A 6000-nucleotide genomic window follows, 5' to 3' on the forward strand; every position below is an offset into this window, starting at 1 on the left:
CCGTCGATAGTGCCACGCGCCGGCTGAACCAATCCCCGAGTGCTGCCTGCTCAGAGGCAAATTCGGCACGGAAAACCGCCGCGCAGTTTTCCTGGAATTGCGCTTAGTGCACCTCGTAGCCGACTTCTTCGCTCGCGTGGCACAGGGCCTTCCAAAAGGAGCGCGCGAAGGAGCGGAACACATAGATGTCGAATTGGTCGCCACCGGTGCGCTGGATCTGTGCAAAGACATCGTGGTGGTTGGTCGAGCGGCCGGCGCCGAGCGGGAAGGCCGGCAAGGCGAAGTCGATAGCGAAGAATTTCGCCATCACCCACTCCGCTTTGGGCCCAGAAATGCGAATCGCGGTACGGCCATGCGAGAGATCGGTAATCGTGCCGATGGAGGGCGTGATGAGGCCCGTGAACGCGGAAGCCAAGCCCTCGGCCTCGTCAACCACCGTGAATTTGCCCGGCGCGAATCCGAACGCGGCTTTCGCGCCGTTGACGACGCCGCCGCCGGCTCCATCCGGCAGGGCAAGGCCTGTCACCTTGTATATGCCGGACATCAGCCGCTTCTCCTCGCCCGGCCATGCTGCGAGCTGCAGGATCGAGCCCGGCCGCGTTTCGGACAGGATAACGTCAACGCCATGCTCGAAATTGCCGTGCGAGCCTGGATGATAGACCGGTTCAAGCGGCGACAGGCGCTCAGGCAATTGCCGCTCGGGAAGTTGTCGTTCAACCATGCATGCGGCTCCCGTCCGGATCGTAGAAATGGTTGGAGACGATCTCGACCGGCCCGAACCGGTTGCGCAGCGGATCGGAGACGAAGGCGCGCGTGCCGTGGCGCCCCTTGCCGCCTTTGACCAGCGCAAGCGCTATGTATTTGCCGAGCGCCGGCGAATAGCAGCAGGCGGTGATATGGCCGATCGAATCGTGCGGGTTCTCTGCGTCCAGTTCCTCGACGATATGTCCGCCACCGTTGAGCGCGCGGTTGTCGAGAGCGATCAAGCCGACCAGTTCCAGCCGGTCCGGAGCGATCAGCCCTTCGCGGTCCATCATGGCGGAACCGATGAATGGCTTCTTCTTCGACAGCATCCAGTCGAGATGCAGGTCGCGCGCCGCGGTGCGGCCGTCGATCTCCGCGCCGGTGACGTGGCCCTTCTCGATGCGCATGGTGCCAAGCGCCTCGAGCCCGTAGGCGACCAGGCCGAAAGGCTTGCCGGCCTCGATGAGAGCCACCCAAACGCGCATTCCATAGCCGGCGCCGGAATAGACCTCGAAGGCCATCTCGCCGGAGAAGGAGAGGCGGCAAATCATCACCGGCACGCCGGCGATCTCACCGTGCACAATGCCCATGAACGGAAGCGCGGCGTTGTCGACGGCCGTGCCCTTCACGCAGGCAGCAAGGATCGCCCTGGCTTTCGGTCCGCCGATCGCGGCCCCCGCCCACTCGTCGGTGACGGAGGTGACGGTGACCTTCAGTTCCGGCCAGATCACGTCGAGGAAATATTCCAGATGCTGCATCACCTTGCCGGCATTGGCGGTGGTGGTGGTCATCAGGAAATCCTGTTCGCCAAGCCGCCATGTGGTGCCGTCGTCGAAGGCAAGCCCATCCTCGCGCAGCATCAGGCCGTAGCGGGCCTTGCCGACCGTGAGGGTGGAAAACATGTTCGTGTAAACGCGGTCGAGGAATTCCGCCGCATCCGGGCCCTGAACGGCGATCTTCCCAAGCGTCGAGACATCGACGATGCCGGCGCTCTCACGCGTTGCCGCGGCCTCGCGGACATAGGCCTGCTCGACCGTCTCGCCGGCGAGGCCGTAGATCATCGGGCGGTACCAGAGACCGGCCGCATACACGGTTGCGCCGTTGTCGATGTGCCAGTCATGCATCGGCGTGAGCCGCTCGGGCTTCAGGTCGCCGAAACGCTCGGCCGCCAGCGAGCCGATCGACACGGCCGTGTAGGGCGGCCGGAACCGCGTCGTACCGACTTCGGGGATCGGCTTGCCCAGCGCCTCGGCCATGATGGCGAGGCCAGGCACGTTCGAGTTTTTGCCCTGGTCGGTCGCCATGCCGAGCGTGGTGTAGCGCTTCAGATGCTCGACCGAGACGAAGCCCTCGCGGTGCGCGAGCCGCACATCCTCGGCGGTCACGTCGTGCTGGAAATCGACGAAGCTTTTGCCCTTGGCCTTGATCTCGAAGACCGGTGCCGGATCCGGTTCGCCGGGGACGGCCTCCACGACGGGTAGCGGAGCGGAGGACGCGCTTCCGCCGGCGGCCTGAATGCCAGCCGCGCGGCCTTCGGCAATCGCTTCCGCGGTCGAGAAACTGCCGGTGAAGGCGCCGGCGCCGATCCAGCGCTGCGTCGGCTGCGGCAGGAAGGCCTGCCTGGCAGGGTTCCATATGGCCCTGGCTCCAGCCTGGCTAGCGAGATGGATCGTCGGCGACCAGCCACCCGACATCAACAGGCAGTCGGCATGGATGCTGCGCTCGTCGCCGCTCAGCGCGCCGTTCATCAATTCGAAGCGCCGCACCTTGAGACCGGTGACCGCCTTGCCGCCTTCGGTCGCAACTACGGCATGGCCGGCAAGCAGCTCTGCTTCGGCCTGGCTCGCCAGCCTGCTCATCTCGTTCGACACGTCGCTGCGGACATCGACGATGGCCACGACGGCGGCCCCGGCCTTCTTCAGTGCAACGGCGGAACGATAGGCGCTGTCATTGTTGGTGAACAGTGCGATGCGTTCACCGGGCAGCACGCCATATTCATTGGCGTAGCGTTCGGCCGCATGCGCCAGCATGACGCCCGGACGATCGTTGCCGGGGAATACAAGCGGACGCTCGAAGGAGCCGGTGGCGAGAACCACCGTTTTGGCCCGGATCGCCCAGTAGCGCTGGCGCGGCTCGCCCTTGGCCGGAACTTCCTTGTGGTCCGTCACCCGTTCGAGCGCGGCCATCGTGTTGCCGTCGTAATAGCCCCACACCGTCGTGCGCGGCAGAAGGCGGACATTGTCATTGCCTTCGAGCTGGCCGACGATGCGCGCCGCCCAGTCGGCTGCCGACGCCCCGTCGATGGTTTCGCCCGACCAGTTGGCGGAGCCGCCGAACTTTGCTTCGAGCTCGGCCAGGATCACGCGGGCGCCCTGGTCGGCCGCGGCCTTCGCCGCCATCAGCCCGGCCGGGCCGGAACCGACGACCAGCACGTCGCAGAAGGCGTTCATGCGCTCGTAGCGCGAAGTATCGGGCGCGGTGCCGGCTCTGCCGAGGCCGGCGGCGCGGCGGATGAAATGCTCGCAGAACATCCAGAAGCGCGTGCCTTTCAACGGGCCGATCACCGGTCCCATGAAGGTCTTGTAATAGAAGCCGGCCGACAGGAGCTTGCCGCCGAGCTGGTTGAGCGCGCCGATATCCCAGGCGAGCGAGGGGGAGCGGTTCTGGCTGACCGCGACGAGCCCGTCATAGATCTCGACCATGGTGGCGGGAATGTTGGGCTCGCGCACCTCGCCGCGCAGCACCGTCACCAGAGCGTTCGGTTCCTCGACGCCGGCGGCGAGCAGGCCGCGCGGGCGATGGTATTTGAACGAACGGCCGAACAGCGTCACGCCGTTGGCGAGCAGCGCCGAAGCGAGCGTGTCGCCGGCGTGTCCGGTATAGCGCGCGCCGTCGAAGGTGAAGCGGATGGTGCGCAGCCGGTCGATGCGGCCGCCGGTTTCTGTGCGGCGAGGGCTCACTGGTGGCCTCCCGCTTTGTGGCCCGCGGACTTGTGTCCGCCACGGGCAAAGGCAGTGCTCAAGATTTCATGGGTTAAGGTGTTTCGCACCACCCGCAGATGCGCGCGGCAGCCGCCGAAATGCTGCCAGATCTCATTGTGGTCGCCGGCCGGGTTCAGCCGGTCGTAGACATAGGCATTCCAGGCGTCGAGATCCTGCGAGGCCGGCTGCGGCCGCTCGCGGTTGCCGTCGCCCTGGTAGGTGAACTCAATGACATCGCGCGGGCCGCAATAGGGACAAGTGATCAGCATATGATTCGAAACCTAATGCAGCCGCGGCGTCGCGCCCTGGCCTTTGTCGTCGATGATGAGGCCGCGATAGAAACGGTCGAGCGTGAAGGGCGCGTTGAACTCGTGCGGCTCGTCCTTGGCGATGGTCCAGGCAAAGCACCAGCCTGAGGCTGGTGTCGCCTTGAAGCCGCCATAACACCAGCCGCAATTGAGATACATGCCGGGCAGCGGGCCGGTGGTGATAATCGGCGAACCGTCCATCGTCATGTCACAAAGCCCGCCCCAGGAGCGCAGCATGCGCACCCGCGCCAGGCCCGGGAACAGTGCCAGCATCTCGCTCATCACCTCGTCGACGACGGGCAGGCTGCCGCGCTGGGCATAGCTGTTGTAGCCGTCGAGGTCCCCGCCATAGACGAGGCCGCCCTTGTCGGATTGCGAGATGTAGAAGTGGCCCATGCCGAAGGTGAGAACGGTGCCGATGATCGGCTTCAGCGATTCCGAGACGAAGGCCTGCAGAACGTGGCTTTCGATCGGCATATGCGAAATGCCGGCAAGCTGCATGACTTGGCCAGTGCTGCCGGCCACCGCAAGCGCCACCTTCTTGGCGCGGATATCGCCGCGTGTCGTCGTCACACCGGTGATGCGGTCGCCGTCGCGCAGGAAGCCGGTGACCTCGCAATTCTCGATGATGTCGACGCCGCGCCGGTCGGCGCCGCGCGCATAGCCCCAGGCGACGGCGTCGTGGCGCGCGGTTCCGGCACGCGGCTGCATCAGCCCGCCAAGGATTGGAAATCGCGCCGAGCCCGAAACGTCCAGGGCCGGAACAAGCCGCTTGATCTCATTGACGCTCATCAGCTCGGCGTCGACGCCGAGATGGCGCATGGCATTGCCGCGCCTTGCATAGTCGTCGAGCTGAGCCGGTGTGTGCGCGAGGTTCAGGCAGCCCCGCTGCGAAAACATGACGTTGTAGTTGAGGTCATGCGACAGGTTCTCCCACAGCTTCATCGAATGCTCGTAGAAGCGGGTGTTCTGCGGCAAAAGATAGTTGGAGCGCACTGCCGTGGTGTTGCGGCCGACATTGCCCGAGCCCAGCCAGCCTTTTTCCAGCACAGCGACATTGGTGATGCCGTGCTCCTTGGCGAGGTAATAGGCGGTCGAGAGCCCATGGCCGCCGCCGCCGATGACGATCACATCATAGGACGCCTTGGGGTCCGGCTTGCGCCAGGCCGGTTTCCAGTCCTGGTTGCCGTTGAGCGCGTTCTTGAGCAGCGAAAAGGCTGAGTATTCCGCCATTCTTCCTGTCGTCCTTTTGGTGCGAGCCGGCAGACTATAGAGCAGGCGAGAAGCGCAAAGCCAAGATTGCGCCATCGCTTTTCGACAGGCCGACTTCGATCCGCGCCGAGGCCCGCGGATGGAGACGTCTTGCCGCCTGATAGGCCGGTCTTTATCAAGGGCAGGATTTTCGAAGATTTTTCGGCCGTGAGTCGCCCGTCACGTCATGATTTTCCGACTGCTCCGCCTGATCCTGATCGCCATTGTCGCCGTCGCGGCGCAGCCCTCGCCCGGCGCGATGGCGCAGGCGATCGGCCAGGGCTCCACGCAGCTCATCGCCGACCAGACCAAGGCCATCCAGGATCTGACGGCCAAGACCGACGGACTGGAGAAGAAGTTAAGCGCCCCAGACCAGGACGACGCCGGCCTTGTCGATATCCGCTTGCAGCTCGAGGATATTTCACGGGCGGCGCTGAACAGCGCGCTCGCGTTCCGATCACGCCTCAACGACATCAATGCGCGCATCCAGGTATTGGGGCCGCCGCCGGCCCAGGGGCAGCCGCCGGAGCCGGCGATCGTCGCCAACGAGCGCGCGGCGCTTACGGCCGAGAAGGCCGAGATCAACGCCGTGGTCGCCGGCGCGCAGAACCTGTCCATCCGCATCAGCGGGCTGGTCGACAGGATCGCCACGCTACGCAGTCAGCTTTTCCGCAGCGTTCTGACGAAACGCTACGAGTTGAGCGATGCGCTGAGCC

The 6000-nt window shown here is 65.1% G+C and carries 4 protein-coding genes and 1 pseudogene; 1 reads left to right on the forward strand and 4 read right to left on the reverse strand.

What is annotated here, in order from left to right; genetic code table 11:
* Positions 1-103: 103 nt before the first annotated feature.
* Genes EOA32_RS10695 through EOA32_RS10710 form a run of 4 tightly spaced genes read right to left on the reverse strand, consistent with a single transcriptional unit; the run spans position 104 to position 5266 of the window.
* The gene (locus EOA32_RS10695; RefSeq protein ID WP_095830140.1) at positions 104-691 is read right to left on the reverse strand and encodes a sarcosine oxidase subunit gamma; all 588 of its coding nucleotides are present in this window, start codon (positions 689-691) and stop codon (positions 104-106) included.
* Between the two features lie 22 nt (positions 692-713).
* Positions 714-3704, reverse strand: coding sequence for a sarcosine oxidase subunit alpha (locus EOA32_RS10700; protein ID WP_128371727.1), 2991 nt, complete (start codon positions 3702-3704; stop codon positions 714-716).
* Positions 3701-3994, reverse strand: coding sequence for a sarcosine oxidase subunit delta (locus tag EOA32_RS10705; RefSeq protein WP_128371728.1), 294 nt, complete (start codon positions 3992-3994; stop codon positions 3701-3703). Before EOA32_RS10705 ends, EOA32_RS10700 begins: the two co-directional genes overlap by 4 nt.
* Before the next feature lie 12 nt (positions 3995-4006).
* Entirely contained in the window at positions 4007-5266 is a 1260-nt protein-coding gene (locus EOA32_RS10710) for a sarcosine oxidase subunit beta (protein WP_066999623.1), read from the reverse strand.
* 205 nt (positions 5267-5471) lie between these two features.
* Between EOA32_RS10710 and EOA32_RS10715 the strand changes: the two are divergent.
* Positions 5472-6000 (forward strand): annotated as a pseudogene (locus EOA32_RS10715) (mechanosensitive ion channel family protein); the annotation flags it as partial.

This window comes from Mesorhizobium sp. M1A.F.Ca.ET.072.01.1.1 (assembly GCF_004023325.1).
GTDB lineage: Bacteria > Pseudomonadota > Alphaproteobacteria > Rhizobiales > Rhizobiaceae > Mesorhizobium.

Bases quoted from the DNA above. Each gene is read 5' to 3' on its own strand.
- EOA32_RS10710 (WP_066999623.1), bottom strand. From the start codon at position 5,266: ATGGCGGAATACTCAGCCTTTTCGCTGCTCAAGAACGCGCTCAACGGC.
- EOA32_RS10705 (WP_128371728.1), bottom strand. From the start codon at position 3,994: ATGCTGATCACTTGTCCCTATTGCGGCCCGCGCGATGTCATTGAGTTC.